A 26,320-nucleotide genomic window follows, 5' to 3' on the forward strand; every position below is an offset into this window, starting at 1 on the left:
AATCCGGGGGCAGAACTCATGCTAGAGGCGAAAGCGCCAGTCATTCCTGACACCATGCAGGCTGTGGGATTTGATTTGCCCGGTGGCCCCGAAGTCCTTCGGCTCGAGCAGACAGCCACTCCAGCACCCAAGCAACACGATGTTCTCATCAAGGTGGCTTTTGCAGGCGTGAACCGTCCCGATTGCGCGCAGCGTGCAGGAATGTATCCGCCGCCGCCGGGCGCATCGCCGCTGCCAGGTCTTGAAGTAGCAGGCGAAGTTGTCGCGATCGGGAGCGGTGTCCCGGCCGAAATGCTCGGCCAGCGTGTCGCCGCCCTGACGCCGGGTGGTGGTTATGCCGAGTACTGCACCGCACCGTGGCAACACTGTCTCTCTCTGCCCGATGGCATGGACCTCAAGACCGCCGCCGCTCTCCCCGAGACGCTCTTTACCGTCTGGCACAACGTATTCGAGCGAGGGATGGCACGTGATGGTGAGCGACTCCTCGTTCACGGTGGAACTAGCGGCATCGGAACGATGGCGATCATGCTCGCCAAGGCGTTCGACATCGAAGTGCTCGTGACCTGCGGCGATGAGGCAAAATGCCAGGCCGCGCGCGACCTTGGCGCAGATCTAGCAATCAATTATCGCGAGCAGGATTTTGTCGAGATGGTCAAGGAGCACACGGGCGGCGAGGGCGTGAACGTGGTGCTCGACATGGTTTCTGGCGACTACGTCCCGCGCAACCTGCAGTGCCTCGCGGAAGACGGTCGCCACGTGACGATCGCCATGTTGGGCGGCGCCAAGGCCGAGCTGTTCATGCCGATGGTGATGATGAAGCGCCTGACTCTTACGGGTTCCACGCTGCGCCCGCGCTCGGATGCTTTCAAAGCCGCCCTCGCAGATGAGATCGCTGCGAATGCGTGGCCGCTATTCACCTCTGGCGAATTGGCGCCGGTAATGGACCAAACCTTCCCGCTTGGTGAGGCTGCCGCTGCGCATGCCCGGATGGAAGCGGGCGAGCATATTGGCAAGATCGTGCTGGAAGTCTCCGATGGCTGAGCAATTCACGCTTCACGAAGATCCGCGCAGCGGCAATTGCTACAAGATCAAGCTTACCGCCGCACTGCTCGGCTTGCCGCTAGCGACCCGGCAATACGACATCATGAAGGGCGAGACGCGCACACCCGAATTCCTCGCCAACATCAACGCGAATGGCCGCATCCCGGTGCTCGAAATCCGCGACAGGGAAAGCGCCCGATTCCTGCCCGAGAGCAATGCGGCGTGCTGGTATCTGGCAAGCGATTCCGACCTCATCCCGCAAGACCGCTATGCGCAGGCCGACATGCTTCGCTGGATGTTTTTCGAGCAATACAATCACGAGCCGAACGTCGCGACTCTTCGGTTCTGGCTGACATTCGTGGGCAAGGCGAACCTGTCGGAACAGCAGAACGCCCAGATCATGGCAAAGAGGATCGCCGGTTGCGACGCGCTTTCAGTGATGAATGTCGAGCTCAAGGACAGGCGCTTTCTATGCGGCGATCAGGTGACGCTCGCTGATATTGCGCTCTTTGCGTACACGCATGTCGCCGATGAAGGCGGCTTTCACTTGCGCGATTATCCCAATCTTGCGCCCTGGATCGAACGCATCTGCTCACTGCCGCGCTTCGTCCCGATGCAGTGAGGGTGTGGGTGCCGCTCTATTTACGCACTGCAACATGACCGTCATCTAGCTGCCAAAAGACGCGGAACCGTCACCGCCTTGTGAATCGCCTGTAACATTGGCGTGCCATGGATGCCTTTGAAATGCATCGCATTGCAAAAAGGCGCGTTCATGACCGACTTCATGCCGCAGGATAAATCTGGCGACTTCTCCGATCTCGGAAATGTGGCAAATCTCCCCGTGTCGCAGATCAATTCTCGGTTCAGCGCGCCCGAGCCGGAAGGGATTAATCGCACCAAGTATCGCACCATATGGATCAGCGATGTTCATCTCGGCACCAAGGGGTGCAATGCCGAGATGCTGATCGACTTCCTCGACCACACCGACAGCGATGTCATGTATCTTGTCGGCGACATTATCGACGGGTGGCGTCTCAAGAAGAAGTTCTACTGGCCTTCCACTCACAATGACATTGTGTGGCGCGTGCTCAAGCGGGCCAAGCGCGGTACGCGGATCGTCTACATTCCGGGCAACCATGATGAGATGTTCCGCCAGTTCACTGGATTGAACTTCGGCGGCATCGAAATTCGCCGCGCTGCCTTTCACGACACGGTCGACGGACGGCGGCTCATGGTCCTCCACGGCGACGAATTCGATGCAGTGATGCTCTCACAGCGCTGGCTCGCATTCGTCGGTGACTGGGCATACATCACCGCGATGAAGCTCAACGTGCTGGTGAATGCCGTGCGAAAAGCGATGGGCCTACCTTACTGGTCTCTTTCGAAAGCAGCCAAGCACAAGGTGAAGAACGCGGTCGAATTCATCGGGAAATACGAAGAAGTCGTCGCCAAGGCTGCTGGAGAGCGCGGTGTCGACGGGGTCGTTTGCGGCCACATTCACACAGCGGAAGCCCGTGAGTTCGAATTTGGCGGAAAGACGGTCGAGTATTGGAACGATGGCGACTGGGTGGAAGGGTGCAACGCTCTGGTCGAGCATCACGATGGTTCGATGGAGATCATCAATTGGGCAGACGTGATCGCGGCGCGCGCTCGTCATAGCGAACGCGCCCTTATCTCCGACCAAGAAACGAGCGAAAGCCGGGAACAGGAGGCGGCATGAATATGTCCGCAAAGATCGCTCCCGCCCGATTGGCAGCGGCGGAACGACCACAATCAATCGCGATCGTGACGGATGCGTGGTTCCCGCAGGTCAATGGAGTGGTCCGCACCTTGTCCACGACGTGCGAATTTCTGCGCCGCTGGGGCTATGACGTGACGGTCATTTCGCCTGAGCAATATCACAGCGTCCCCGCACCGACTTATCCCGAGATCCGGTTGGCCCTGACACTTCCGGGTGCGGTGGGAAGGCAACTGGGGAGAATCGCTCCTGATGCGGTTCATATTGCGACCGAGGGACCTTTGGGCTTTGCCGCGCGGCGATATTGCGCTGGGCGAGGGGTGCCGTTCACCACCGCTTATCACACGCAGTTTCCCGACTATATCTCGCGTCGCACTGGCCTGCCGGCGAGCGTGTTCTGGCCTTACATCCGCTGGTTCCATGGCCCTGCCGAGCGTGTGATGGTCGCAACCGAAAGCATCCGTGATGAACTGCGCGGTGAGGGACTTACGCGGCTCGCGCATTGGAGCCGCGGTGTAGACCTTGCCAGCTTCTCGCCTGATGTGCCCGCGCCGCTAGAGCTCGCCGACCTCGGTGGCCCCATCCTCCTTTATGTCGGGAGGGTAGCTGTCGAGAAGAACATCGAGGCTTTTCTGTCATGTGACCATCCGGGGACCAAGGTCGTGGTTGGCGACGGACCGGCGCGCGCTTCGCTTGAGGCGAAATTTCCTGAGGCCGTCTTCCTTGGTAAACGCACGGGCGCCGAACTTGCTGGCTGCTACTCCGCCGCCGATGTGTTCGTGTTTCCGAGCAAAACCGACACGTTCGGCCTCGTTATGATTGAAGCGCTTGCCTGCGGCACTCCGGTCGCTGCCTTTCCGGTGAGCGGGCCGGTGGACATCCTGAACGAGACTGTCGGCGCCATGGACGCGGATTTGGCCAAGGCGATTGCAACGGCGCGAACCCGTGACCGAGCGGCCTGTACTGCCCACGCTGCATCATTTTCATGGGAGGCGGCAACGCAGCAATTCCTCTCCGGTCTTGCACCTTTGGCCGACGAGGAATGCGTCTCGCTGCGGGCAGTGTCGGCGATTTGAAGGCCACGATGCATCCGGATCGGGGCCATACCGATCACCAGTTTTAGGCGCGGAGCACCCTTTCCCTTGCCGCGCGCACCTCTTTAGCCTATCTGACACTCGCACAGTGGCCGCTCCGCAAGGGGCGGCCCTTATATTTTGAACGGAGATTTCCCCATGGCACAAAAGGATCAGCCCAAGCCGCTGATGCCGCACGCCACGGCTACCTGGCTGGTCGACCACACCGGCCTTTCGTTTGAGCAGATCGCCGCATTTTGCGGCCTGCACATTCTCGAAGTCCAGGCGATGGCCGATGACCTTGCGGGCAGCAAGTATACAGGCCGCGACCCTGTGCACGCCGGTGAACTGACCCTCGAGGAGATCGAGAAGGGTCAGGCCGATCCCGAATACGCGCTGAAGATGCACAAGGCGCCGGTTGAAGTCACCCGGACCAAGGGCCCGCGCTACACCCCGGTGTCGAAGCGTCAGGACAAGCCCGACGGGATCGCATGGATTCTGCGCAACCACCCGGAAGTGTCGGATGCGCAGATTTCGAAGCTGATCGGCACCACCCGCAATACGATCGGCGCGATTCGCGAGCGTTCGCACTGGAACATCCAGAACATCCAGCCCAAGGATCCGGTGACCCTTGGCCTGTGCTCGCAGCGTGAACTCGACGCGGTCGTTGCCAAGGCAGCCAAGCGCGCTGGCGTGACGGAAGAAGTCGAAACCGTCGTTGGCGAAGACACTCGCAGCGACAAGGACAAACTGATCGAAGAGCTACGCGCAGAACGTGAAGCCAACGTTAAGGCTGCTGCCGAAGCCGCTCAGGAAGCCGAAGCCGAAGCATGGCTTGCCCAAAAGCGCGCTGCCGAAGCCGCTGGCGAAGATGGCGTGACGCCGCCGGACAGCGTGACCCCTCCCGCCTTCGCTCCGTCGGAGCCGAGCGAAGAAGAGGCCGTCACCGCACCCGAGCCGGAAGACGACGACAACGCCTGATTGCTCAATCAGTTAGGAAGGGCGGCCCCGCACATCGCGGCGCCGCCCTTTTTTGTGCCCGATGCCGCACCAATCGCTTGAGAATCGCTCGCAGATCGGCCATGTTACTGACATGAATGTAAATACGGCCAGCTATCACCACCCGACCCCCTGGGATGCGACATTCGAGCCAATGTCCCTGCCCGAAATGCTGGCGCGTACTGTCGCTCACAATCCGGACGCGCCGTTCCTTCATTTTCTGGGGCGAACATATTCGTTCAGCGAGATCGAGCGCGAGGCGAAGAGCTTCGCCGCCGGGCTGATCGCGATGGGCGTGGAGCAGGGCGACCGCATCGGCTTGTTCCTCCCTAACGTACCGATCTACGCCTCGGCCTATTACGGCTCGATGATGGCTGGCGCGGTGGTGGTGAACTTTTCGCCGCTCTATTCGGTCGAAGAACTTGCATGGCAGGTTGGCGATAGCGGGACGAAAGTGCTCGTGACGCTCGACGTGCCTGAACTCTATTCCACGGCAGCCAAGGTCCTCGAGGAATCAGAGCTTGAAACGCTGATTGTCGGCTCGCTTTCGGAAATGCTCCCGGCGGTGAAGGGGCTGGCGCTCAAACTCTTCAAGCGTAGCCAGATTGCTGACGTGGCCTGGGGTCCCGATACTTTGAAGTGGAGCGAGATGCTGCGGTCATGGCCCGAGGGTGAGGCCACGCTCGACCGCCGCGATGACCTGGCGCTCCTCCAATACACCGGAGGCACAACCGGGCGGCCCAAGGGGGCGATGCTCGGCCACAGCCAGCTGACGCAGAACGCGCAACAAGTCGCCGCGATCAACCCGTTCGAAGATCCACGCAAGGAGGTCTTCATGGGGGCTCTGCCATTCTTCCATGTCTTCGCGAACACTGCGCTGCTCAACCACGCGGTTGCAGCGGGCGCCTCGATCGCGATGGTGCCCCGCTTCGAGGCCAAGCAGGTTCTCCAGATGATCCAGAAATATAAGACGACCGGCTTTCCCGGCGTCCCGACCATGTTTCAGGCGCTGCTCGATCATCCCGACCTGACGAAAACCGACCTTTCATCGCTCAAGGTATGCATTTCGGGCGGTGCCCCAATGCCGGCGCAGGTTCACACCAAGTTTGAAGAGGTCACCGGCGTGCGCGTGGTCGAAGGGTACGGCCTGACGGAAAGTTCGGGCGTGGTCTCGACCAATCCCTATGAAGGGACCCGCAAGAAGGGTACTATCGGACAACTCGTAGCAGGCACCGAAATCGTATTGCTCGACAAGGAAGACCCGACCAAGCTTGCGCCCGACGGTGAGCCGGGTGAGCTCGCAATCCACGGGCCTCAGGTCATGCGCGGATATTGGCAGAGGCCCGAAACCGATGTTGACGGTTTCGTCGAACGAGACGGCAAGCGCTACCTGCGCACGGGCGACGTCGCGGTGATGGACGAGGACGGGTTTCTCGAAATCGTCGACCGGATCAAGGACATGATTGCAGTGGGCGGGTTCAAAGTGTTCCCTAGCGTAGTCGAAGATGCGATTCTGAAGCACGAGGCTATCAAGGAAGCGCTCGTGATCGGTGTGCCCGACGACTACAAGGGAGAGGTCCCCCGCGCATACGTCACGCTCGAAGATCCCGAGACCGATATCGGAGCCGATGCTCTCAAGGGCTGGCTCAACGACCGGATCGGCAAGCACGAGCGGGTCGATCAGGTTGTGATCCGCAAGGAGCTACCCAAGACGATCATCGGCAAACTCGACCGCAAGGCTCTGCGCGCCGAGGTTCTCTGACAGACAAAGAAAAACGCCGCAGACCCTCCGGGGCCCGCGGCGTTTTTGAATTCGCTAGACTGTGATGGTCAGTTGGCGATCTGAAGCTTTGCCTGCGCGTCGTCTGCGCTCGGCGATTCTTTTTTCATTGGCGCCGGAGCCGGCTTGGTCTGGCGATGCGAATTGGGTGCGAAGCGACCATCGACCTGCGCGCCTTGTTCGATGGTGAGCGCATCATAATGCACATCGCCTTCGATCTCGGCGGTCTTGAGGATAACGAGCTCCTTGGCGGCAATCGAACCGACGACTTTGCCTGACATGCGGGCGGTGTCTGCCATGACGGCGCCGTGAATGGCGCTGCCTTCACCCTGAACGATCGAAGCGCATTTGATGTCGCCTTCAATGGTTCCGTCGATGTGAAGGTCGACCGTGGCGCTGACATCGCCCTTGATCGTTACGTCTGAACCGATCACCGAAAAGGTGGAGTTACCGTTTGCCATGCTGCGTCCTTGAGATTTGGGGGCGGGTGCGCGCGGAGCGGGCGGGGCCGAATTATCAGTTGCCGCGGGCTTCTTTGAGAACATCGGGAGCTGTCTCCAGGAAAGGACGCGGATTTACGGGGCGTCCGTTGACTCGAACTTCGAAATGCAGGTGAGGACCTGTCGATCTACCTGTGCTGCCAAGACCGCCAAGAGTCTCACCCGCTTCGATGGACTGCCCGACCTTCGCGTCAATCCGAGACAGGTGAGCGTAGCGGGTCATGATGCCATTGGTGTGCGTGATCTCGACGCACTTGCCGTATCCACCCTTGCGGCCGGCGAAAGTCACGCGGCCCTTGGCTGCGGCATAGATCGGCGAGCCGTGCGGGCCCTTGAAGTCGATACCGTTGTGCATCGCGCTGCGGCGGGTGAAGGGATCGCGGCGATAGCCAAAGCGCGAAGAAATGCGCTGGTCGGCAGCCGGAACAACTTGAGGAACGCCTTCAAGTGCGAGCTCAAGTTCTGCCATGCGTGAGAGGCTGAACCCCAAGCGCTCAAAGCGCGGATCGAGCGAGCCGTCAGCCGAAGTGGCGAGCAATTCGAGCGGACCACCCATCGCGCTCTGTGCGGCGCGGCGGGTTGCGCGGGTCATTTCGCGCGGGTCGAGGTTGAGTTTGCGAAGCGCTTCTTCTGCGCGCTTGGCGCGCCAGTCGGCATAGCGCGTCATGTTCTCGACATAGGCCAGCTGGCGCGCTTCCACCTGCGCAAGGCCCACGGCTTGCGGGAACATCGCGCCGACTTGCTTTACCGTCTTCGCGGTTTCATCCGAGGAATCGGTCACATTGGTGTCGACGGTCTGGATGTCTTCAGGAAGCATTTCGCTCATTGCATCGAGCACGTCCTGACGCGCCTTGAGGTCATCGACGACGCGTTCAAGATTGCCGCCATACGCTTCAAGCCGCTGACGGTGATCGGCGACCTCTGCTTTTTCGTTCTGAAACGATGCAAGGTTCGATTCAGCGACGTAGTTGTTCCACGCCATGACGCCCATCGAACCGGCCCAGCCGGTTGCGAACAGCACTACGCCAAGTGCTGCACCTTTCTGCATGCGCGACGAGATTTTGATGAAGCGAACTTGCCCCTGAGACCGCATGAAGAATTCGCGGTCGGGAAACCACTCGCGCAGTTTCTCACTCCAAGAGCGTGAACTTTTTGATTCTGACAAAACGGCCCCGGCAACTTTTGTGTTTTTATTGCGAGGCGAGGGCTACCAAGTTGCGCGCAGGTGGTCGAATTGAAGTGTTAATGCGAGGGCTGAGTTGAAGCCAAAATGCGGCGAAACGTTCACAACGATGGAACGATCCCAAAATTCGTGTGTTTTCGGCGTCCAATCCCTGTCCGAACGGTAAGTTCGAGCCCGCCAAGAGGCGGCTAGGTGATTCCCTTGCGGAACCCTGACAGCGCCGTGAATCACTGCTATCGGACGCCGCATGAACACCCTAGCCACCCCTATCGCACCCGTTGATACCCAAGATATCGAAGCTCAAGACGCCAAGATCCTTATCGCAGAGCTCGCCCGCGCCGCTCGCAAGGCGCAGCGCGTGCTTGCCGCCATGTCCAGCGATGCGCGCGCCAACGCGCTCAAGCTTGCCGCCAAGCAGCTGCGCACGGATGCGGCAACCATCCTTGCCGAGAATGCCAAGGACATCGAGGCAGGCGAGGCGAACGGCCTCACAAAGGCGATGCTTGATCGGCTGAAGCTCGACGAAGAACGCCTCGAAGGCATCGCGTCGGCGGTGGAAGCCGTCGCCACTTTACCCGACCCGGTTGGCCAGGTGATCGACCAGTCCGAGCGTCCTAACGGGCTCAAGATGTCGCGCGTTCGCGTACCGATCGGAACAATCGGCATCATCTATGAAAGCCGCCCGAATGTGACCGCTGACGCCGCTGCACTATGTGTGCGGGCGGGCAATGCTGCCCTGCTTCGTGGTGGAAGCGAGGCGGTTCACTCGAACCGGGCAATCCTCGCAAGCCTGGCGGCCGGCCTTGCCGAAGGCGGCGTGCCTGTTGAAGCGGTGCAGCTGGTCCCCACACAAGACCGTGCGGCGGTTGGCGCCATGCTGACGGCATCGGGCCTCATCGACATGATCGTCCCTCGCGGCGGGAAGAGTCTTGTCGCGCGGGTTCAGTCCGATGCGCGTGTTCCGGTGCTCGCTCATCTCGACGGCATCAATCACACCTACATCCATTCCGCGGCTGATCCCACGATGGCGCGCGACATTGCGCTTAACGCCAAAATGCGCCGGACCGGCATTTGCGGTGCGATGGAAACGCTGTTGATCGACAGCGACTTTTCGGACGCTTCGGCACTTATCAAGGCGCTGATTGATGCCGGTGTCGAAGTGCGCGGTGATGACCGCATTCAGGCACTCGACGACCGCGTCACTGCCGCGAGCGCGAACGACTGGGACACGGAATATCTCGATGCAATCGTCTCGGTCGCGATGGTCGACGGTTTCGATGAAGCAACAGCGCATATCGCGCGCCATTCATCGGCGCACACCGATGTCATCGTCACTGGCGACGACAGCGTTGCCGAGCAATTTTTCGCCCGCGTCGACAGCGCCATCGTCATGCACAACGCATCCTCGCAATTTGCAGATGGCGGGGAATTCGGGCTTGGCGCAGAAATCGGCATCGCGACCGGGCGCCTGCATGCTCGAGGGCCCGTCGCACTCGAAGGTCTCACCACGTATAAGTGGCTTGTTCGCGGCAGCGGGCAGGCGCGCCCCTGAGGGCGATCTGGCAGGGCATGCGCACGGGGCTTCTTGGAGGCAGCTTCAATCCTGCTCACGGCGGGCACAGGCGCATCTCGCTCTTTGCGAAGGAAGCGCTGGGACTAGATGAGGTGTGGTGGCTTGTGTCGCCGGGAAATCCGCTGAAGCCCAAGGCGGGCATGGCGCCGCTTGCCGCCCGGCTCCTTTCCGCGCGCGAGCAGGCGCGCGGCGTCCCGATCGTGCCGACCGCGATAGAGGCACATTTCGGCACGCGCTACACCCACGAAACGCTGGGTCGCATCGTGCGGCGCTATCCCAAGCGGCAGTTCATCTGGCTCATGGGGTCGGACAATCTTGCTCAATTTCACCGGTGGAAAAACTGGCGCGCCATCGCGAGAACCATGCCGATTGCAGTCATCGATCGGCCCGGCTATAGTCGTGAGGCTATGACGAGCCCCGCCATGGCCTGGCTCAGGCAACATAAGGTGCCTGCCGCCAGAATTCGGAAACGGGGGCAATGGAGCGCACCGGCCCTGGTGTTAATGCGTTTCGATCCGGACCCACGATCGGCCACGGCCATCCGCCGTGACAACCCTGATTGGGCCCAGCGATATCGCGGCAAGGCGGTGCGTGACCGGCTGACTTTTCGCAACATATCGGGAGAAGGTACGGCATGAGGGCTAATCCCTTACGCTTGACCGTCACCCTTGCGAAACAGCGCGCCGGCGCCCATCTTAACCTCAAAATCTGGAGATCTGAACTTGCCTATGACACAGGCACACACGGCTTCGGCCGACACACTCAAACCGGTTGCTTCAATGCCCGCTGACATGAACCATGATGACCTGCATGACCTCGTCATGCGCCAACTCGACGATGACCAGGCACAGGAAATCGTCTCGATCCCGCTCGAAGGTAAAAGCTCTGTTGCCGATCACATGGTGATCGCCAGCGGACGCTCGACCCGTCAGGTGGCCTCGATGGCTCAGAAGCTTGCCGAAAAGGTCAAGCAGGCTGGCTTTGGTCCCGCGCGGATCGAAGGGCTTCCCGCAGCAGACTGGGTGCTCATCGACGCAGGCGACGTTGTCGTTCACCTGTTCCGGCCCGAAGTGCGCAGCTTTTACAATCTCGAGCGCATGTGGTCGTTCGAAGGCGGCGAAAAGGCAGCCGGAAGCGCATAACTGTTCCTTGCTCATCCATCCGGGTGAGCATTCTTGGTGCTGCGTCACGCCGTCCCGGCTTGAGCGCCTGAAGGCGGGCAGCTGTCCGTCCAACCCTTCATTTCAGGGTAAGTGCCTGTGCTTCTTCATGTTATCGCCCGCGGCAAGATTGCTCGCTCTCCAGAGGCGGAGCTGGTCGCACGGTATGAGAAGCGACTTACCTGGCCGGTCAAATTGACTGAATTGCCCGAAAGCGGCGGCAAGATCCCTGAGCCGCAAACCCCATACAAAACCGTAGTGCTTGATGAGCGCGGGAAGGCGCTTTCTTCCGAAAAGCTTGCCGCAACGCTCGAGCATTGGCGGGACACGGGTACGCGCGAGACGCGCTTTGTGCTCGGCGCTGCTGACGGGCATTCCGAGCAGGTGCGTCGCGAAGCCGACTTGCTTCTCGCCTTCGGACCCGCAACATGGCCCCATCTGCTGGCGCGCGCTATGTTGATGGAACAACTCTACCGCGCCACCAGCATTCTTGCAGGCCACCCCTATCATCGGGCAGGTTGAGCAGATGAACAAAGCTCGCCTTGCTGTCCTTGCCGTGACCGGCGCTGCTTGCGCAGCCTTGCTAGTCGCCCCGCCGCAAGGATGGGCGCAGCGCGACCCGGTGTTGCTCGAACCCGACGAAGCTCAGGCCCAGCTGGAACGGGCAACGCGCGAGGGCCAGCAGGCAGATGCACGCGCCGAGCGCTTTGCCCGAGAGGCTGAAGCCGCGACCGAGGCAGCCGAAAAGACCGCCCGCGAGGCCGCATCACTGGCCGCCGAAATTCAGGCGGCGGAGGCTGGCATCGCGATTGCGCGCGCACGCTATTCGCTGGCCCAATCGGACCGGGCACGGCTTTCTGTGCGGCTTGCGCAGCGTCAACAACCGCTTGTTCGCCTGACCGGCGCATTGCAGACAAGCTCGCGCCGCCCGCTCGCGCTTTCGGCGCTCCAGCCGGGATCCTTGAAGGACCTCGTTTACGTCCGCGCAGTTCTCGCATCGGCTGTGCCGGAAATCCGCCAGCGCACCGCTGCGTTGCGCGGTGAGCTGGAACAAGGTCGGCGGCTCGAAGCGCGCGCGGCCAGAGCAATCGACAACCTTCGCTCGAGCGAGCAGGAACTGCAGACTCGTCGCGCCGAATTGGCAGCGCTCGAGACGCGCCAACGCCTGACGTCACGCGAAGCCCGCAGCAACGCGGTGCGCGAGGGGGAGCGTGCACTCGCACTGGCAGAGGAGGCGCGCGATCTCGACGGGCTGATCGATCGGCTGGACGAAGCGGCTGGGCTTCGGCGCGAACTCGCCGCGCTGCCCGGTCCGATCCTGCGTCCTCGCGATATCTCGAGAGCTGTCGAAGGGCCGGCCAGCGCAGCGCCATCGCCGAATGCGGAAGGTGAAAGTGCACGGCTCGGCTCATTCCAGCTTCCCGTCCAGGGCCGCACACTCGCCGGTTTCGGTGAACTTCGCGAAAGCGGCCTCCGTGCAACCGGACTAACGCTTGCACCTGCCGCCGGCGCACTCGCAGTGGCGCCAGCGTCAGGCCGGGTTGCTTTTGCGGGGCCCTATCGCGGCTTTGGACGAATCGTGATCATCGAGCATCCCGGCGGCTGGACGAGCCTTGTGACCGGTCTCGCCAGCGTCGATGCCGAGGTCGGTGACGAAGTCATCGGTGGAGCGCCGCTCGGCAATGCTGGAAATGCCGGTCAGCCGCTCACAATCGAGCTGCGCCGTGACGGCGAACCGGTCAACCCGCTCAATTATCTTGGTTAATCGCGCCGCCAATGGCCGCGAGTATGCGTCACTCTCGCAGCGCTGCACGTAACTTCACTACGGCTGACTGCCCCGTCGCGGGACGCAGGATAACGCTCGTCGATGTTATCTGGCGTTAATGCGCGCTTGCCTATACGTTAATATTCGAAAGGAGCCCTCCACTCACATGAAAATTGCCGCTCTGCTTCGTAGCGCCGCGCTTGTCACCGCTGTTGCGCTTGTTCCCGCCACCACGGCCACCATGGCGCAGGTCGATGCCCGCGCAGGAACCGAAATCGCCAAGATCTTCACGATCATGCAACGCGTGCAGGCCAACTATGTAGAGCCGGTGGAGGACGAAGTGCTCGTTCGCGGCGCGATCGATGGAATGCTCGCAGCGCTCGATCCGCACAGCGCCTATCTCGATGGCAGCGATCTTGAGCGTCTGAACACGCTGATCGACGGCAATTATTCGGGGCTTGGCCTCTCGGTGATCCTCGAAGACGGTGCGGTGAAGGTCATTTCGCCGTTCAAGGGCAGCCCCGCAGACCAGATGGGCATCAAGGCGGGCGACTTCATCACCCACCTTGACGGTGATCTCATCTATGGCGGCGATCTCGACGATGCAGTCGCGCGTATGCGCGGCAAAGCCGGCACCTCGATCCAGCTTACTATCTTCCGCCCAGGCCGCGACGAGCCTTTCGAAGTCGACGTGACCCGCGGCGTGATCGAGCTCGAGCCGGTCACTTACGAGCTTCAGGCAGGCAATATTGGCCTGATCTCAGTCAACGAATTCTCCGCCGATGTTGGTCGCGACGTTTTCGAGGCCTGGCAATCGCTTCAGACCGAAGCGACGGGCCGGATGAGCGGTCTCGTGCTCGACCTGCGTTCGAACCCCGGTGGCAGCCTCGACGAAGCCGTCGCGCTGACCGATCTCTTCATCGATGAAGGCCAGATCGTCTCGCAGCGTGGGCGTTCGTGGGGCGAAACATTCCAGTTCGAAGCCGACGATATCAATTACTATCTACGCCGCCGGATGAGCCGCGATCAGGCGCAGATCTTTATGGGCCAGATCGCGAAGGACGTGCCGATGATCGTTCTGATCGACGCGGGCTCTGCCTCGGCAAGCGAAATCGTGGCGGGCGCGCTGCAGGATCACGGACGCGCGCTGATCATGGGCCAGCGCAGCTTCGGCAAGGGTTCGGTCCAGTCGCTTCTGCCGCTCGGTCCAGACTCGGCGCTCAAACTGACCACTGCTCGCTATTTTACGCCGAACGGCAAGTCGGTTCAGGAAGGCGGCATCGCGCCCGATATCCGCGTGCCGCAGCTTTCCGATCCGGATTACGCGCTTCGCGAACGCTATCAGACGCGCGAATCCGATCTTCGTGGGCATTTGATCAACGAACTCGGCATTGCTGACGAGGAAATGGAAGACGACCGGATCGATGATCCGCGCTTCCAGCTGACCTCCGAACAGCTTGAAGAGCAGGGTGTAGAGGACTTCCAGCTGCATTATGCGCTCGAAACCCTGCGCCGCACCACCGCCAGTTCGGTGGCGCTGCGTCCTGCTCCTGCGATGAAGCGCCCCTAGTCAGGAACGCGCTCGCCGCCTAAGGGCCTCGGCATGAATGGTTTGGATCAGGCGCGTGCGCTCGCGGTGGCAATTCCGGCGGCTTTGCTGGGCGGAGCCTACATCGCGCAATTCGGCTTTGACCTCTATCCGTGCGAAATGTGCTGGTGGCAGCGATACCCGCACTTCGCCGCCATTGGCTTGGCGATCGTATCCTACATTATGGTCCCGCACCGCGTCTGGGCCGCGCTTGCAGGGCTTGCGATCATCACCTCGGGCCTGATCGGCGGGTTTCACGCAGGCGTCGAATATGGCTGGTGGGAAGGCATCACGGGATGCTCTACCTTGCCGAGCTCGATTGACGTGATGGACGTCAATGCAGCGCCGATCGTGCGATGCGATGTTGCCCCTTGGGACTTGTTCGGCATTTCTCTTGCAGGCTGGAACTTCCTTATTTCCGGCATCGGCGGTGCAACAATTCTCGCGCTGGCTGCGTATAAGAAGTAGAAACAAAGCGATTTTTCGGGAGCGATTGATGGACAAGGCCGAACTTCACCGAATGATCCGCGTAGACCAGGCCGGAGAGTTTGGCGCAACGCGCATCTACGAAGGTCAGCTCGCCGTGATGGGTGACCGTGGGCCTCATTCGGCAGAAATCCGCCACATGGCTGAACAGGAAGAAGGCCACCGCGCCCGTTTTGACGAAATGCTCGCCAAACGCGGCGTTCGCCCGACGGCGCTGCAACCTTTCTGGTCGGTTGCCGGCTATGCGCTGGGCGCTGGCACTGCGCTGCTTGGTCCCGAAGCAGCCATGGCTTGCACCGCCGCAGTCGAGGAAGAGATCGACAAGCACTATTCCGAGCAGCTCGACCGCCTTGCGGAAACGAAGACCGATCCGGAGCTTGCCGAAATGATCGAGGAGTTTCGCGAGGACGAGCGCGAACACCGCGATGCAGCGCTTGCCAATGGCGCGGAGAAAGCGCCCGCCTATCCGCTGCTCTCCGGCGCGATCAAACTCGGATGCCGCATCGCGATCAAGGTCAGCGAGCGCGTTTGATTATTTGAAAACGCTAGAGCTTCAGTACCGGTTCACCGAGTGCTATCTAGCGGTGAAGATATGAAGGTTTGCGCCCATCCTGGGTGCGCCAGATAAGGAAACACCATGGCTTCGCTTGACCGTCTTGCGCTTGCAGCTTCTCTCGCGGCTTTCGCCATCGCAACTCCCGCCGCCGCGCAGGACGACATGGCGCCGCCTCCGGGTCAGGAGCGGGTCAATATGGTCATCGCCTACAGCGAAGACGAATGCCCTGAGCCGACCGACGCAAACGAGATCGTCGTTTGCGAAATCCTCGTCGAAGCAGATCGCTATCGCATTCCCTCCAACCTTCGCCAGAGCAACTCGCCCGAAGGCACAGCCTGGACTGAGAAGGTCGAGAGCATCCGCTATATTGGCGAGTTCGGCACGATGTCATGCAGCCCAGCGGGCGCGGGCGGCATCACTGGCTGCACGCAGGCGATGATCGACGTCGCTTATGCCGAGCGTGATCAGGGCGATGCCGTGCGCTTCAGCCAGCTGATCGAGGAAGCGCGTCAGGAACGCCTGTCGACCATCGACGAAGACGCAGCTGAAATGCAGGAACGCGTCGAGCAGATCGAACGCGAATATCTCGAGCGGTTGGAGCGTGAACGCAGCGCTCCTTTGCCGGGCGAAGATGAGCTTCCTGCGACCACTACGCAAACGACCGGCCCTGAGCCCGAAACCGAAGGTCCGGGCCAGTAAGCTCGACCTTTTAAACCTGGTAATAGTCGCGATACCACGCGACGAAGTGCTTCACGCCGGTGCGGATATCCGTCTTCGGCGCGTATCCCGTCAACTCTTTGAGCAATCTCGCGTCCGCCCAAGTGGCGGGGACGTCGCCCTTTTGCATAGGCATGAAGTTCTTCACCGCTTCGCGCCCGCATTCGGCCTCAATCGCTTCGACGAAATCCATAAGCCGCACCTTGTCGGAATTACCGATATTCGCGACGCGCCACGGCGCCGCAGGTGAGAGCGAATCCCACTCAGGGATGTCGTCACGATTGTCAGGGCGCACCGGTGGCTGATCAAGCAGCAGCCGAATACCGCGCACCAGATCGGTTACGTAGGTGAAGTCGCGGTACATCTCCCCTTCGTTGTAGATGTCGATCGGCTTGCCTTCGAGGATCCCGCGCGTGAACTTGAACAGAGCCATGTCGGGCCGACCCCACGGACCGTAGACCGTGAAGAACCGGAACATCGTCGTGGGCAGGTTCCACAAATGCGCATAGGAATGCGCCATCGCCTCATTGGCCTTCTTGGTCGCGGCGTAGAGCGTCAGGGGGTGGTCGGTTTTCTCCCGCTCATCGAAAGGCATGTCCTCGTTTGCGCCATAGACGGAGCTGGTCGAAGCCATCATCAGGTGATCGACGCCCAACTCGCGCGCGCATTCCATTACGTTGAAGGCGCCAACCAGATTGGCATCGACATAAGCGCGGGGATTTTCGAGGCTGTATCGCACGCCCGCCTGTGCCGCGAGGTGGATGATCGCGTCGGGCTTTGCTTCCATCGCCAGCGAATGCAGCGCTTCGAAGTCCTCGAGCATTCCGACTTTGCATGAGAAGTTTGCATTCTGAAGCAGCATCTGGTGCCGCCGCTCTTTTAGGGCCACTTCGTAGTAATCGGTCATCCCGTCATAACCGACGACGCGAAAGCCTTCGTCGAGCAGAAGCTGGGCGAGATGGTAGCCGATGAAGCCGGCCGAACCGGTGATGAGTACGGTGCGCATGAGTGAGAGGTTCCTTGCTTTTGCAAGCCTCTACACAACGCATTCCTCTGGTGCCAACACTGTTGCGGGACCGCCCACGACTTTGCGGAAGTAAGCGATGGTGCGATCCAGCCCTTCATCAAGTTCGACCTGTGGCTCCCAATCGAGCAGCTGCCGAGCCTGAGTGATGTCAGGCTTCCGCTGGAGCGGATCGTCCTGCGGCAGCGGTTGTGTCACGAGGTGTGACGGACCGCCCACTTTGGCGAGGACCAGCTCGGCAAGCTCCCTGATCGTGAACTCGCAAGGGTTGCCGATGTTGATTGGCCCGGAGATATCGGGGCCGGTGTCCATCAGTCGCAAAATTGCTTCGATCAGATCATCGCAGAAGCAAAAGCTGCGCGTCTGAGACCCGTCTCCGAAGATCGTAATGTCCTCTCCGCGTAGGGCCTGAACGATAAAGTTTGACACGACCCGGCCATCGCTTGCGTGCATCCGAGGGCCATAGGTGTTGAATATTCGCGCGACTTTCGTGTTGATCGCGTGTTGACGGCGATAGTCGAAGAACAGGGTCTCCGCGCATCTCTTGCCCTCGTCATAGCACGAGCGCGGGCCGATCGGATTGACATTGCCCCAATAGGCCTCTGGCTGGGGATGGATCGAGGGATCGCCATAGACCTCGCTTGTGGAGGCCTGAAAAATCGGGACTTTCAGGCGTTTCGCGAGACCCAACATGTTGATCGCACCGTGAACGCTCGTCTTGGTCGTCTGCACAGGATCGTGCTGGTAATGAATTGGCGATGCCGGGCAGGCGAGATTGAAGATCGCGTCCACCTCGACGAAAAGTGGGAAGCACACGTCATGGCGCATGAATTCGAAGCGCGGATTCCCTGCAAGGTGATCGATGTTGCTCTTGTCTCCGGTGAACAGATTGTCGACGCACAACACTTCGTCTCCGCGAGCGAGAAGCCGGTCGATAAGATGCGAGCCGAGAAATCCAGCCCCTCCTGTGACCAGTACGCGGCGGCGGCCATAAGACCTTTGTGACATGGGAGCCTCCCTCAGCGATGGACTGTTTCGAAAGGCGAATGTGCTGTCTGCCTCGACGCCGGTCCACGCGAATTGGCACCAGATCAGAGGCAGTTTGAGAGGCCTGCCGCCCTCAGAACTGCCTGTATTTGTGCAGCGCGCGCGCCGCGTATTGTGAGAAGTACCAGGCGCTGATCAGCGGCCCCAATTGCTCGATCTCTCGGTAGGCACGCCAGACCTGGGCTGCGCTCTTGCGCTTGTCGCGGCTGACCGAGGCATCCATCACCCGGTAACGCATCAGGTCTTCATCAAGGCCAACCGCCATGCCGCCTTTCTTGAGTAGCGACAGCCAGCAGGCAAAGTCGTCATAGTAGGTCTGCCGCATCGCAAATCGACCCGATAACGCCCTGTCGACAAGCACGCTCGACGTCGCGATCGCCGTGTTGCCGAGGAGTCCGCGATAAGTCAGCCGACCGGGCACGGAAATGTAGGACCCCGTCCGCGAAGCGTCGTCCGATATCCGCCTGAAGCCCGTGTAACTAAGCACCGCATCTGGCTGAGCGCGGTGGAATTCGAGCTGTCTTTCAAGCTTCAGGGGCAGCCACATATCGTCGCTGTCCAGAAATGCGATCCACCGCCCTTTTGCGAGCGCCAGAGCGTGGTTGCGCGCTGCGGCTGGCCCTCCATTGCGATCAGGTTCGATCAGCTTTACGCGCCTGTCCATGCTGGCAAAAGCGCGCACACACTGGCGCGTGTTATCCGGACCGCAATCTTCCGCGATGAGCATTTCCCAGTTTTCGTGTGTTTGCGACTGCACCGAACCGATTGCAGCGCCAATCACCCGCTCAGCCTTGTAAGCGGGGGTTATGATCGAGACGAGCGTTTCGATGTCGTTGGACATGACGTCTGGCTATCTCACCTGAGCGCTCTCGGCTGCAGATGAAAGCACCACAATGGAGGCTTCTGCGTCGTGGCGGACGGCTTCAGGCTGAGAGCCTGACCATTTCATCTTCAGAGTTCCGCCGATCTAGCGCCGCCAACAGCGAATCCGTGAATGCGGCAATGTTGGCCTGATTCGGCGCATAGAGTTCACCGGGAAGGCTGCGCTCCCACAGCGTGGCAAAGAAGCTTTGTGTCTCGTCCGCAGAGATGGCGGCGCGCGGCGTCGAAATCTGCTGAGCGATCGCAGGTCCAAGCTCAGAGATGTGATCGATCGTCCGTGCAAACGGCGCCTCGCGATAGAAGGCGTCTCCCAGCACAATGGGCTGCTTGCCAAGCAATCCTGCTTCCGCCCCGCTCTTCGAGTTGATCGTCACTATGCATTCAGCAGCACGCAGGACGTCGTAATTGTTGGCGTCCGGACGGATGATGGCGAAGCGATCGTACTGTGTCTTGAGCGCGATCAGAGCCTTGCTCGGCACTGCGCCAATCATCGCAGGGTGCTCCTTGATCGCAATAGTGATATCCACCGGCGCGACCCGGCAGAGGTAGTCCAGCAGCGCGATCTGATCGCAAAATTCGGGCGAGCGCAGGGTCAGAGCGATATCGCCCGGAACGTGAAGTGGGAAATACAGGAACCGGCCAAGCTCGCGAAAATCGCTGTAATACCCGCGCATCTTGGCAGCGCCAGCAAGCATTTTGAGATGGCTGCGCAGCTGAAGCCCAATCGCGCCGAATTCCTGCTCTGCTCCAAGGATGTACTTGTCGCGCGACTTTTCGACGAAGCGCCTGATATTGTGAGGTTTCAGAAGCTTGCTGCCGGGCCCAGAATAGAGGTGCCGATCTTTAGCCGGTATAACCACGGTGCCGCTCGCCAGCGCGTCGTCGATATAGGCGGCGAGGTCCGCGGACGGACTGATTTGACCCTGCGCGGTGATCTTTGGGGCGTTCAGCGAGTTCGCGACAAACAGCATGCGCCCTTTGAAGAAGCTCGGCTCGATCATGATCGTGTCGACCTTTGCGCTGAGTGCCGCGTGGTGCAGTCCGAGCACCGAGGCAAATCCGCCAAGTTCCTGGACAAGCACGGGCTGTCCCTTGCCACGGGCCCTTTCGATTGCCGCATCGCCGACAATCAACGCGCCTGCCAATTTGCGAAGGGCAGTGGCAGTGCTCCGCTCGGCAAAGGCAATGCGCTCGTGGGCGATAAGGGGGGCGGGATCGCTGATGCCGTGGGCAGCGCAGACCGATACCGGGTCAGCTGCGCCGAGGGCGGCAGCACGCGCGCTCACCGTTGCTTCGAGCACATCGAGGCCAGCTGCCTCCAGCATCCGCGTGCTGCGCGTGTCACACGAGACAAACGTCACCGCGTGTCCGCTAGCTTCCAGCGCCTTGCCAACCCGAACCCAGAATTCGGTCTGATACTCGGCAAGGGTCGAAATGATGATCGAGTGCATATCGAAGGCTCCTGCAAATTGGTCCTCAGCCTGAGGTCAAGGCGCGAGAAACGGGGTCGATAGGTCGTGAACGAACCTTTCTCCGCACCGTGACGGCTCGCCCCTCTGGTATCGCAAGGCTTGGCAAAGGGCGCTCTCATCTAGGTCCATTGCCGAGTTGACTGAGGCGAAAGGATCGCAACGAACATGCCTTCGAGTGCCGCCGCCAATGCTGAAGAGTTCCAGCAGCGCGCTGCGCAAGAGGAGTCGCGCTCGAACGGCCGGCTTGTGCGAAACACGGCTTTCAGCCTTGCGCAGCAGGTATCTGCGATGGCGCTCGCACTGCTGCTGGTCCCGTACATGTTGTGGATGCTCGGGCCAGAGCGCTACGGAATGTGGCTCAGCCTTCAATTGTTCAACATTCTGGGCCTCGCAGGGCTTGCGGAGCTCGGCTTTCAGGGGGCGATCATTCGGTTTCTCGCGCGCTATCACGCGCAGGGCGACCGGGCGGCCTGCGCAGGGGTGATGATCGCCGGTCTCGCGCTGTTCTGCGCGCTTGGGTGTGTTGTGGCAGCGGCCGTCATCCTTTTCGCCCAGACGGGGCTAGCGACGGTGTTTCCCTTTCCGGATGAAAACGCGGCAGAAATGCGGCTCGCGCTTTCGATCATGGGGGCCGGTCTCATCACGAGCTTTCCCGCGCTTGCGATCAAGGCATTTTTTGCCGGGCGTCAGGAGTTGGCGACCACCAAGGTTTGGGAGTTCTGTGACCGGCTGGCATTCGCGGTGGCAACGCTGGTGCTGCTGCAATTTACCACCAATCTGGCGATGCTTGTTTTCATCGAGCAAGCGATTGCCGTCTGCTTGGCGGCAATCTTCGGGGTTGTCGCATGGCGCAGCTCGGACGGCTGGCGAGACTGGAGCGCGGGCAAAGAGCTGCGGCGGCATCTTCGCGATATTGCTCGGCTATCGCGCCCGGTCTTTGCGGCGAACATTGCAAGTCAGGGCTTTAACCGGCTGCCTGACCTATTTGTCGCGGTTCTGCTGGGGCCTGTTTCTTTGACCGCTTACCAGATTGCAACGCGCATCCCGCGAGCGATCAAAGTGCTGCAGGGCAGCCTCAATGCAGCCGTGCTTCCCCATGTCGCCAAGCTGGATAGATCGCTGGTCGAGCGCGAGCCTGGTTCCGTCTCGCCTCAGGCCCAAGCGGAGTTTGTCCTTCTTGGGCTACGCCTCAACATGCTATTGGCGGTGCCGATCCTCATGGGCATGTCAGCGCTTGCACCGCTGCTTCTCGCAATGTGGGTAGGCCCGGATTATCGGAACCTTGCTGGCTACATGGTCGCCTTTGCGGTTTTTCAGACGCTGTTTCTGCTGTCCAATTACGCAGGCGCCACGCTGACACAGCCGCATCACTTCAAGGTATTCGTTCGCATCAACTTGTCGCTGCTTGCCGCGCTAATCTGTGTCTTGGCGTTAGGGTTGCAGAAGGGCGGGATTGGCTTGCTTGTCGGCGCGCTGGTTTTGAGCGGAGTTGGCATGGCAGGCGCCGCGCTTTTCGTCTTTCACACGATTCACGGGCTGCCTCTGGCAAGGATCTATCGCGAGGCGATCGCCGGTCCGGTGCTCCTTTCGGCAATGTCGGGGCTGATCCTGCTCGCGCCCGGCGCTCTTATGCTCGCAAACGGGCAATGGCTCACAGGCGCGGCGATAATTGCGGGCTCAGGTGTCTTCTATGCAGTAGTGCTTTATCGCGTGGTCCTGAAGGCGCCCGAGCGATCGTTTCTCACTGGCCGGCTCCGCAGGGCGCGCCACTGATGCCGCCAGATTGAACCCAATGGTGCTGGCGCTCGCTCGCAATTCTCTCAAGACTTGAAGGGTCAAAAACCCGGATTTCAGGAGAATGGGCTATGCAAACAAACCGGAAGCCATGGCGCAACCTGAATAGCACTGAGTCCGGCTCAACAGCTGCAATCAGCAGGGGATGAGCGCGTTCAGCCTTCTGGCGCTTGCGGCGTTCCTCGCGGTCATCGCTCACTTGGCCATAAGGCGCAAAGCCCTGCTTCTGGCCGGGTTCTTCACCATCTTTCCGCTGGTCTATCGCTCTATCGACGTGACTGTGCTTGACCTTTTCGGGCCAATGTACACCCGCGAACTTGGCGAGTTTGTTGGCGGCAACTTCGCAGCGCCAGTCTTCATATACTCGGCGCTCGCCTTGATTGTGCCGATGATGTGGCTGTTTCCAGATAAGGGGCGCAGATTTGCGAGCCTTGCTCGACTGCGTCCGGTTTACTCCGCATATCACTGGATGATAGCCAACTGCGCCTTCGCCGTGGGTTTAGCTGTCATCGCCCTGCTCGCGGCGAATTTTGTGCTGACCGGCACCATTCCCATCCTACAAGGCATCGACAGGATCGCTTACGCAGCAAGCGCGGGGCCGGTTCATTCCATCGCATATGAATTCAATTTCCTGCTGAATTTCGCGTTTGGGGCCTTCACCGTTCTGCCCCGCCTAAACGGGCGGGGTTACGATCTCCGATTTGCGATGCTTGCGGCGCTGTTGACCGCCTACTGGGTCATCACGGGCAATCGCTTCAGTGTCTTTTTCGTGCTGATCTCGTTCTATCTGATGCCGGCAGCGCTGGTGATCATCGCAAGCGCTGCCGGGCGTATTGGCGAACTAGACCGCAACCTGATCGGGCAACGCATCCTGACATCAGGGGTCAGCAAAGCCGGGGCCGTACTGGGGCTGGTGCTGATGGTGTCGGGACTGCTCTACAACTCCTATTACAATGTTCGCGACTATCGCGAGCCGCTCCAGGAAATCGAAGAACGCGTGCTGGTCCAACCGGTTCACCTATGGGTCAACGCCTGGGACAGGGTCGATTTCGAGAATGTCGCCGACCCGGTCAACGAGCATGCAGCTCGAGAGATCCTCGACCCGATCGATCCGAGCCGAAACAGTACGATCCAATACCTGATGACGCTGGAGCTCGGATACTTTCGTACCGCCGAGCTGACGCAGTTGGGGCAGGCGTATAACGGCGGCTATCCTGAGGTGCATTTCGAGCTGCTGGGCGCCTGGCTTCCCTTTGTGACGCTGCCTCTTGCTGGCATTATCACGGCGTGGTTCCTGTGCCTCTTTCTAAAGCTGCTTTACCGAAATCTGATCCTGACCTCGGTCCTGGGTCTCTACGTCTATTTCGGCATTACGCTCCACTACACAGGAGGGATGCTGACCTTTCTGCTGGCGCCGACATATTGGGTGAAGATCGCACTGTTCCTGATTTGCTGGGCGATTGAGCGGCATGTCGTCGAACGCGGCGCGCAATCGCGCGGGCGGGTGCTTTCGAACATGCATCATCCAGTTGCCACTGCTGCCTGAAATGGATCGCAATCTGACCCAAGCCTCCATGGCTGTGACCACGCATCAGGTAGTGGGACGGCGCTGCAAGCGATGAGGGTGGCGGTCGTCATCACAGGAGCGCGAAGCGGTCTGGGGGCAGCCGCTTATCGCTCACTCAGCGAACAGCAGGTTCATTGCATTCCGATCGTGCGCTCGCCCATGCCCGACGGAAATGAACAACAATGCATCGCCGACCTCGCAGAGCCGCAAGACTGGACCTCCAAACTTGCTCCATTCCTGAGCCACCTCGCCTTTGAGCGCCTTTGGTTCTTCGATATCGCTGCGGTCCTTCCCTTGGGCGGAATGCTCGATGATGGGGCCGCAGGGCGAATGGAGGAGGCGATGATGGTCAATGTTGCAAGCCCCTTCGCCATCGCTGGTGCTCTCGCGCCAATTGCGCGGGCCAAATCCGCCTCCCTCGATGTGGTCCATATCTCAAGCGGGGCGGCGAGCCGACCAATCCCCGGCTGGGGAGCATACAGCGCAAGTAAAGCCGCAGCGGCCCTTGGCTGGCAAGTTCTCGCTGATGAGAACAAGGACGTTGCCGTCCACATCTTTCAGCCGGGCGTCATAGCGACCCGCATGCAGACCAGTCTGCGCGAGGCTGACGATCCCGCAGCAGCGCCTGAAGCGGTCTTGCAGTCGCCCGAGGAAGTGGCGCGAAACCTTCTCTCGCAAACTGGCTTTGCGCCATGAAGGTCGCAGTCCTCGCTGACATTCACGCCAATCTCGCTGCACTTGAATTGGTAATTGAGGACGTGCGCCGCGAAGGGATCGAGCACCTTGTCGTACTGGGTGATGTCGTCGGATATTATCACGAACCTAGACGGGTAATTGAAATCCTGGCCGAGTTCGATTGCACCGTGATCCAGGGCAATCACGATCGGATGGCTCTGGACGCTCGCCACGATGCTAGCGTGCTTGACGATTATCGGCGGCGCTACGGTTCGGGTCTCGATGCGGTGTTCGAGCAGTTCGATGAGCCGCATTGGGATTGGCTGGCGCGAGCCCCCCAAACCCGCGAGATCGAGCTTGGCGCGTATCGGATTCTCCTCGCTCATGGATCGCCCTTTGATCCTGATGCCTATATCTACCCTGATGCTCCGCAGCGCATCTTGGGAGAGGTTGCCGGCCGGTTCGCGGGCGACCAGATATGGCTGGGACACACGCATTGGCCGTTCATTCAATCGGGCGCTCCGACAATCTTCAATCCCGGCTCCGTCGGCCAGCCGCGCGATATCGGGGGGCTGGCAAGCTGGGCAATCTTCCACACTGAGACCGGAGCGATTGCACCGCGCCGAACCGAATTCCCCGTCAAGGCGCTTTTGGCGCAATGCGAGGTTCGCGACGCCGCCCGCGCTAGCCTTGCCAGCACCCTCACGCGCCGGCGCATCGGATACGGCGCATGATTTCGGGGCCGATTCTCCTCACAGGGGCTGGCGGAGACATTGGCGTCTCGCTCGCAGGTATTCTGCGCGAGGCGTTCCCCGATGCAATTCTGCTCGGAGCGGACTGCGATCCGGCTGCGCCAGGTGCTCTATCTTTCGACCAATTCTTCACGCTGCCGCGAGCTGATGCTCCCAACTACCTGACAGCGTTGCGTGGCCTCGTGCGTGAGAACGCAGCACAGGCCTTGATCCCGCTTGCCGAAGCGGAGCTTGCCCGGCTTCTGGATGCACATGCGATCGGACTGTTTTTCGAAGGGGCCGTTATGATCACGGCAAACGATCGAGCGCTCTCGATTGGATTGGACAAGCTTGCCACCGCGCGTTGCCTGCAAACAGCTGGCATTCCGGTGCCCGAAACCGGAATTGTCGGCACGGATCAACCCGGCGACTATGATCTGATCGTAAAGCCTCGCAGCGGACAGGGCAGCAAAGGCCTGCTCCAGATCCGCCGGGAAGATTTCGATTTTCACGCAAAGGCCCGATCCGGTGACATTTGGCAGCGGTGGCTGAAGCGGCGAGAGGACGAGTTTACCTGCGGCCTGGTCCGATTTGGGGGGATGCCAACGCGGAGCATCAGTTTTCGCAGAACTCTGAAGGGGGGGCTGACCGGAAGCGGAGAGGTCGTGCACGATGCGCGCATCGATGCGATTTGCAAGGAAGTCGCCGACGCACTCGATCTTGATGGGGCGATCAATGTACAGCTGAGGATGGATAAGGGCGACCCGACTATCTTCGAGATCAATCCGCGCTTCTCAAGCACCGTAGGCTTTCGCCACCGGCTCGGTTTTCAGGACTGTGTATGGTCGATCGTCAATCGACTGTGGCTGGCTAGCGGCAGTTATGAGCCGCCTATAGCGGGCACGCTGATTGAACGCGGCGAACAAGAAATCATCCGGGTCCCCCAAGCCGCCGCCATATGAGAACCGA

General features: G+C 60.5%; 26 protein-coding genes. 20 read left to right on the forward strand and 6 right to left on the reverse strand.

Annotation, left to right across the window (positions count from 1 at the left end):
* Positions 1-54 precede the first annotated feature (54 nt).
* The 6 genes from AC0V6T_RS14565 (at position 55) to AC0V6T_RS14590 (ending at position 6,613) form a co-directional block, all read left to right on the forward strand.
* Positions 55-1,041 carry an NAD(P)H-quinone oxidoreductase gene (locus tag AC0V6T_RS14565; RefSeq protein WP_486128627.1) on the forward strand — a complete coding sequence of 329 codons (987 nt, stop codon included), beginning with the start codon at positions 55-57 and terminating at the stop codon, positions 1,039-1,041.
* Positions 1,034-1,663: a glutathione S-transferase family protein gene (locus AC0V6T_RS14570; RefSeq protein WP_486128027.1), complete on the forward strand. Its 630-nt coding sequence runs from the start codon at positions 1,034-1,036 to the stop codon at positions 1,661-1,663. Before AC0V6T_RS14565 ends, AC0V6T_RS14570 begins: the two co-directional genes overlap by 8 nt.
* A gap of 150 nt (positions 1,664-1,813) precedes the next feature.
* A complete protein-coding gene (locus AC0V6T_RS14575) occupies positions 1,814-2,761 on the forward strand; it encodes a UDP-2,3-diacylglucosamine diphosphatase (RefSeq protein ID WP_486128029.1) in 948 nt (315 codons plus the stop codon).
* Complete coding sequence (locus AC0V6T_RS14580; protein WP_486128031.1) at positions 2,758-3,855, forward strand: glycosyltransferase family 4 protein; 1,098 nt, start codon at positions 2,758-2,760, stop codon at positions 3,853-3,855. Before AC0V6T_RS14575 ends, AC0V6T_RS14580 begins: the two co-directional genes overlap by 4 nt.
* A gap of 156 nt (positions 3,856-4,011) precedes the next feature.
* The gene (locus AC0V6T_RS14585; protein ID WP_486128033.1) at positions 4,012-4,833 is read left to right on the forward strand and encodes a cell cycle transcriptional regulator TrcR; all 822 of its coding nucleotides are present in this window, start codon (positions 4,012-4,014) and stop codon (positions 4,831-4,833) included.
* 112 nt (positions 4,834-4,945) lie between these two features.
* On the forward strand, positions 4,946-6,613 hold the full coding sequence (locus AC0V6T_RS14590; RefSeq protein ID WP_486128035.1) for a long-chain-fatty-acid--CoA ligase: 1,668 nt from the start codon (positions 4,946-4,948) through the stop codon (positions 6,611-6,613).
* Positions 6,614-6,681: 68 nt separating this feature from the next.
* Here the strand turns inward: AC0V6T_RS14590 and AC0V6T_RS14595 are convergent, their stop codons facing one another.
* Entirely contained in the window at positions 6,682-7,092 is a 411-nt protein-coding gene (locus AC0V6T_RS14595) for a bactofilin family protein (RefSeq protein ID WP_486128037.1), read from the reverse strand.
* Positions 7,093-7,147: 55 nt separating this feature from the next.
* A complete protein-coding gene (locus AC0V6T_RS14600) occupies positions 7,148-8,179 on the reverse strand; it encodes a M23 family metallopeptidase (RefSeq protein ID WP_486128039.1) in 1,032 nt (343 codons plus the stop codon).
* A gap of 382 nt (positions 8,180-8,561) precedes the next feature.
* On the opposite strand from AC0V6T_RS14600, the gene AC0V6T_RS14605 reads away from it, so the two are divergent.
* The 9 genes from AC0V6T_RS14605 (at position 8,562) to AC0V6T_RS14645 (ending at position 16,141) form a co-directional block, all read left to right on the forward strand.
* Entirely contained in the window at positions 8,562-9,866 is a 1,305-nt protein-coding gene (locus AC0V6T_RS14605; protein WP_486128041.1) for a glutamate-5-semialdehyde dehydrogenase, read from the forward strand.
* A gap of 17 nt (positions 9,867-9,883) precedes the next feature.
* Positions 9,884-10,525, forward strand: coding sequence for a nicotinate-nucleotide adenylyltransferase (locus AC0V6T_RS14610; protein WP_486128043.1), 642 nt, complete (start codon positions 9,884-9,886; stop codon positions 10,523-10,525).
* A gap of 90 nt (positions 10,526-10,615) precedes the next feature.
* Positions 10,616-11,029, forward strand: a complete 414-nt coding sequence (gene rsfS / locus AC0V6T_RS14615; protein ID WP_486128045.1) for a ribosome silencing factor — start codon at positions 10,616-10,618, stop codon at positions 11,027-11,029.
* Positions 11,030-11,146: 117 nt separating this feature from the next.
* Positions 11,147-11,569, forward strand: a complete 423-nt coding sequence (locus AC0V6T_RS14620; RefSeq protein ID WP_486128047.1) for a 23S rRNA (pseudouridine(1915)-N(3))-methyltransferase RlmH — start codon at positions 11,147-11,149, stop codon at positions 11,567-11,569.
* A gap of 4 nt (positions 11,570-11,573) precedes the next feature.
* Positions 11,574-12,812, forward strand: coding sequence for a murein hydrolase activator EnvC family protein (locus tag AC0V6T_RS14625; RefSeq protein WP_486128049.1), 1,239 nt, complete (start codon positions 11,574-11,576; stop codon positions 12,810-12,812).
* A 166-nt stretch (positions 12,813-12,978) separates the two neighbouring features.
* Entirely contained in the window at positions 12,979-14,382 is a 1,404-nt protein-coding gene (locus AC0V6T_RS14630) for a S41 family peptidase (protein ID WP_007165678.1), read from the forward strand.
* Positions 14,383-14,415: 33 nt separating this feature from the next.
* Positions 14,416-14,868 carry a disulfide bond formation protein B gene (locus AC0V6T_RS14635; protein WP_486128051.1) on the forward strand — a complete coding sequence of 151 codons (453 nt, stop codon included), beginning with the start codon at positions 14,416-14,418 and terminating at the stop codon, positions 14,866-14,868.
* Positions 14,869-14,896: 28 nt separating this feature from the next.
* Positions 14,897-15,418, forward strand: a complete 522-nt coding sequence (locus AC0V6T_RS14640; protein WP_486128053.1) for a demethoxyubiquinone hydroxylase family protein — start codon at positions 14,897-14,899, stop codon at positions 15,416-15,418.
* Between the two features lie 105 nt (positions 15,419-15,523).
* On the forward strand, positions 15,524-16,141 hold the full coding sequence (locus AC0V6T_RS14645; RefSeq protein WP_486128055.1) for a hypothetical protein: 618 nt from the start codon (positions 15,524-15,526) through the stop codon (positions 16,139-16,141).
* A gap of 10 nt (positions 16,142-16,151) precedes the next feature.
* Here the strand turns inward: AC0V6T_RS14645 and AC0V6T_RS14650 are convergent, their stop codons facing one another.
* The 4 genes from AC0V6T_RS14650 to AC0V6T_RS14665 form a co-directional block, all read right to left on the reverse strand.
* Positions 16,152-17,165 (reverse strand): SDR family NAD(P)-dependent oxidoreductase, encoded by a 1,014-nt coding sequence (locus AC0V6T_RS14650; RefSeq protein WP_486128057.1) that lies wholly within the window; start codon positions 17,163-17,165, stop codon positions 16,152-16,154.
* A 30-nt stretch (positions 17,166-17,195) separates the two neighbouring features.
* Positions 17,196-18,191, reverse strand: a complete 996-nt coding sequence (locus AC0V6T_RS14655) for a UDP-glucuronic acid decarboxylase family protein (protein ID WP_486128059.1) — start codon at positions 18,189-18,191, stop codon at positions 17,196-17,198.
* 112 nt (positions 18,192-18,303) lie between these two features.
* Complete coding sequence (locus tag AC0V6T_RS14660; protein ID WP_486128061.1) at positions 18,304-19,071, reverse strand: glycosyltransferase family 2 protein; 768 nt, start codon at positions 19,069-19,071, stop codon at positions 18,304-18,306.
* 82 nt (positions 19,072-19,153) lie between these two features.
* Entirely contained in the window at positions 19,154-20,563 is a 1,410-nt protein-coding gene (locus AC0V6T_RS14665; protein ID WP_486128063.1) for a capsular polysaccharide export protein, LipB/KpsS family, read from the reverse strand.
* Between the two features lie 186 nt (positions 20,564-20,749).
* On the opposite strand from AC0V6T_RS14665, the gene AC0V6T_RS14670 reads away from it, so the two are divergent.
* The 5 genes from AC0V6T_RS14670 to AC0V6T_RS14690 all read left to right on the forward strand — a co-directional run bounded on the left by AC0V6T_RS14670 (position 20,750) and on the right by AC0V6T_RS14690 (position 26,313).
* Positions 20,750-22,357 (forward strand): lipopolysaccharide biosynthesis protein, encoded by a 1,608-nt coding sequence (locus AC0V6T_RS14670; protein ID WP_486128065.1) that lies wholly within the window; start codon positions 20,750-20,752, stop codon positions 22,355-22,357.
* 166 nt (positions 22,358-22,523) lie between these two features.
* Entirely contained in the window at positions 22,524-23,924 is a 1,401-nt protein-coding gene (locus tag AC0V6T_RS14675; RefSeq protein ID WP_486128067.1) for a DUF6418 domain-containing protein, read from the forward strand.
* A 78-nt stretch (positions 23,925-24,002) separates the two neighbouring features.
* A complete protein-coding gene (locus AC0V6T_RS14680) occupies positions 24,003-24,641 on the forward strand; it encodes an SDR family NAD(P)-dependent oxidoreductase (protein ID WP_486128069.1) in 639 nt (212 codons plus the stop codon).
* Positions 24,638-25,354, forward strand: coding sequence for a metallophosphoesterase family protein (locus AC0V6T_RS14685; protein WP_486128071.1), 717 nt, complete (start codon positions 24,638-24,640; stop codon positions 25,352-25,354). The genes AC0V6T_RS14680 and AC0V6T_RS14685 overlap by 4 nt, the downstream gene beginning before the upstream one ends.
* Complete coding sequence (locus tag AC0V6T_RS14690) at positions 25,351-26,313, forward strand: ATP-grasp domain-containing protein (RefSeq protein WP_486128073.1); 963 nt, start codon at positions 25,351-25,353, stop codon at positions 26,311-26,313. Before AC0V6T_RS14685 ends, AC0V6T_RS14690 begins: the two co-directional genes overlap by 4 nt.
* Positions 26,314-26,320 lie beyond the last annotated feature (7 nt).

This window comes from Erythrobacter sp. S158 (genome assembly GCF_057364915.1).

What these genes read in the sequence shown, in the direction of transcription:
- AC0V6T_RS14565 (WP_486128627.1), top strand. Translation starts at nt 55, where the DNA reads ATGCAGGCTGTGGGATTTGATTTGCCCGGTGGCCCCGAAGTCCTTCGG.
- AC0V6T_RS14655 (WP_486128059.1), bottom strand. Translation starts at nt 18,191, where the DNA reads ATGTCACAAAGGTCTTATGGCCGCCGCCGCGTACTGGTCACAGGAGGG.
- AC0V6T_RS14585 (WP_486128033.1), top strand. Translation starts at nt 4,012, where the DNA reads ATGGCACAAAAGGATCAGCCCAAGCCGCTGATGCCGCACGCCACGGCT.
- AC0V6T_RS14660 (WP_486128061.1), bottom strand. Translation starts at nt 19,071, where the DNA reads ATGTCCAACGACATCGAAACGCTCGTCTCGATCATAACCCCCGCTTAC.
- AC0V6T_RS14600 (WP_486128039.1), bottom strand. Translation starts at nt 8,179, where the DNA reads ATGCAGAAAGGTGCAGCACTTGGCGTAGTGCTGTTCGCAACCGGCTGG.
- AC0V6T_RS14690 (WP_486128073.1), top strand. Translation starts at nt 25,351, where the DNA reads ATGATTTCGGGGCCGATTCTCCTCACAGGGGCTGGCGGAGACATTGGC.
- AC0V6T_RS14570 (WP_486128027.1), top strand. Translation starts at nt 1,034, where the DNA reads ATGGCTGAGCAATTCACGCTTCACGAAGATCCGCGCAGCGGCAATTGC.
- AC0V6T_RS14640 (WP_486128053.1), top strand. Translation starts at nt 14,897, where the DNA reads ATGGACAAGGCCGAACTTCACCGAATGATCCGCGTAGACCAGGCCGGA.
- AC0V6T_RS14575 (WP_486128029.1), top strand. Translation starts at nt 1,814, where the DNA reads ATGACCGACTTCATGCCGCAGGATAAATCTGGCGACTTCTCCGATCTC.
- AC0V6T_RS14670 (WP_486128065.1), top strand. Translation starts at nt 20,750, where the DNA reads ATGCCTTCGAGTGCCGCCGCCAATGCTGAAGAGTTCCAGCAGCGCGCT.
- AC0V6T_RS14590 (WP_486128035.1), top strand. Translation starts at nt 4,946, where the DNA reads ATGAATGTAAATACGGCCAGCTATCACCACCCGACCCCCTGGGATGCG.
- AC0V6T_RS14685 (WP_486128071.1), top strand. Translation starts at nt 24,638, where the DNA reads ATGAAGGTCGCAGTCCTCGCTGACATTCACGCCAATCTCGCTGCACTT.
- AC0V6T_RS14645 (WP_486128055.1), top strand. Translation starts at nt 15,524, where the DNA reads ATGGCTTCGCTTGACCGTCTTGCGCTTGCAGCTTCTCTCGCGGCTTTC.
- AC0V6T_RS14580 (WP_486128031.1), top strand. Translation starts at nt 2,758, where the DNA reads ATGAATATGTCCGCAAAGATCGCTCCCGCCCGATTGGCAGCGGCGGAA.
- rsfS (WP_486128045.1), top strand. Translation starts at nt 10,616, where the DNA reads ATGACACAGGCACACACGGCTTCGGCCGACACACTCAAACCGGTTGCT.
- AC0V6T_RS14650 (WP_486128057.1), bottom strand. Translation starts at nt 17,165, where the DNA reads ATGCGCACCGTACTCATCACCGGTTCGGCCGGCTTCATCGGCTACCAT.
- AC0V6T_RS14625 (WP_486128049.1), top strand. Translation starts at nt 11,574, where the DNA reads ATGAACAAAGCTCGCCTTGCTGTCCTTGCCGTGACCGGCGCTGCTTGC.
- AC0V6T_RS14610 (WP_486128043.1), top strand. Translation starts at nt 9,884, where the DNA reads ATGCGCACGGGGCTTCTTGGAGGCAGCTTCAATCCTGCTCACGGCGGG.
- AC0V6T_RS14595 (WP_486128037.1), bottom strand. Translation starts at nt 7,092, where the DNA reads ATGGCAAACGGTAACTCCACCTTTTCGGTGATCGGTTCAGACGTAACG.
- AC0V6T_RS14630 (WP_007165678.1), top strand. Translation starts at nt 12,979, where the DNA reads ATGAAAATTGCCGCTCTGCTTCGTAGCGCCGCGCTTGTCACCGCTGTT.
- AC0V6T_RS14675 (WP_486128067.1), top strand. Translation starts at nt 22,524, where the DNA reads ATGAGCGCGTTCAGCCTTCTGGCGCTTGCGGCGTTCCTCGCGGTCATC.
- AC0V6T_RS14635 (WP_486128051.1), top strand. Translation starts at nt 14,416, where the DNA reads ATGAATGGTTTGGATCAGGCGCGTGCGCTCGCGGTGGCAATTCCGGCG.
- AC0V6T_RS14605 (WP_486128041.1), top strand. Translation starts at nt 8,562, where the DNA reads ATGAACACCCTAGCCACCCCTATCGCACCCGTTGATACCCAAGATATC.
- AC0V6T_RS14665 (WP_486128063.1), bottom strand. Translation starts at nt 20,563, where the DNA reads ATGCACTCGATCATCATTTCGACCCTTGCCGAGTATCAGACCGAATTC.